The organism is Mycobacterium sp. E735 (assembly GCF_001666955.1).
In the GTDB taxonomy this organism is placed as follows: domain Bacteria; phylum Actinomycetota; class Actinomycetes; order Mycobacteriales; family Mycobacteriaceae; genus Mycobacterium.
On the sequence record NZ_LZIX01000193.1, the window covers coordinates 1 to 1,535 of the forward strand.

General features: G+C 70.3%; 1 protein-coding gene. It reads left to right on the plus strand.

Features of this window, described 5'->3' with window-relative positions; all coding sequences use genetic code 11:
- Nucleotides 1–420 precede the first annotated feature (420 nt).
- A partial coding sequence (locus A5704_RS15310) for a PPE family protein (protein WP_067889745.1) occupies nucleotides 421–1,535 on the plus strand: 1,115 nt, incomplete at its 3' end.

Genomic DNA, 1,535 nt, shown 5'->3' on the forward strand with positions numbered 1-1,535 from the left:
CCGGCGCCGCCGCGGGCTACTCCCACAAATACGGCTTCCGCTACAGCGTCCTAACCCGACCCCCATCGGCCGGATAGCGGGACGACATGAGTGCTGACCATTTCACTTATCCGCGGCGGGATTTTATTCGGCTGGCGCCACGCTCGAACCCGGTCCCGAGGACAGCGCTGCGGCCCGGGCTCGACCACGGCGTCGGACCACGCGGTCGCGACGAACGCCTCGCTCCAGCTCATGGCCGGCAAGCGACCAGCGGCCCGATGACTGATCAACCCTGCCGCGCCGCGCGGCAGGAACGACCCATAGGCCTACGCGCACCGGCGGCCGCCCACGCTGCGGGGGTCGGGCGCCCAGGCGACCCACCGTCACCGATTTATCGTCAGTCAATACCCGAGCCAAGCGGCCAAGGTTAAGGAGTAATTCGTGTTTGATTTTGGGGCGCTTCCGCCGGAGGTTAATTCGGCGCGGATTTATGCCGGTCCGGGGTCGGGGTCGTTGATGACGGCGGCGTCGGCGTGGAATGCGATCGCCGCGGAGCTGCAGTCGGCTGCGTTGAGTTATCAGAATGTGGTGACCCAGCTGGCCAGTGAGGAGTGGGCGGGCACGGCCTCGGCGGCGATGGCGGCCGCGGCCACCCCGTATGCGGAGTGGCTGGCCAGCACGGCGGCGCAGGCCGAGCAGGCCGCGGTGCAGGCCGCCGCGGCGGCGGCGGCTTATGAGGCGGCGTTCGCCGCGGTGGTGCCACCGCCGGTGATCGCGGCCAACCGGGCGTTGGTGCAGCAGTTGCAGGCCACCAACGTGATCGGGCAGAACACCGGGGCGATCGCGCAGTTGGAGGCCCAGTACGGCGAGTTTTGGGCCCAGGATGCCGGGGCGATGGCCAACTACTCGGTGCAGTCCACGGCGGCGACCAAGGGCATCACCCAGTTCCAGGCCGCCCCGAAGGTGACCAACGACGCGGGCACCACCACCCAGGCCAGCACGGTGGCCAACGCGGCGGCCAATACTTCCGCCGGCAACGCGGCCAACGTCGCGCAAAAGGCGGCCACCACCGCCACGACGACCGCGGCCCCGCAGGCCGCCGCCGCCGCTCAGACGACGACCAACCCGCTGCAAGAGCTGTGGTTCCTGTTGACCGGCCAAACCACCATCCCCACCAACCTGGGCACACTCGTCAACGGGTACAGCCCGTTCGCCGGCCTGTTCTATAACACCGAGGGTCTGCCGTACTTCAGTACCGGTATGGCCAACACCTTCACCCAGATCGCCAAGTCGGTGGGGTTGATCGGTGGTGCGGCTCCGGCGGCGGCCAAGGCGCTGCCCGGTCTGGGTGGGCTCGGTGGCCTGCTCGGCGGCGGTGCCGGAGCGGTGCACCCGGCCGCGGCCATCGGCGGGGCGGCCTCCATCGGCGGCAAGTTGTCGGTGCCGGTGGCCTGGACCGGCGCCCCGGCGCTGCCGGCGATGGGCCACACCGCGGTCCCGGTCAGCGCGATCAGCGCCGCACCCGAGGCAGCCGGGGGACCGGGCAACCGAATCCT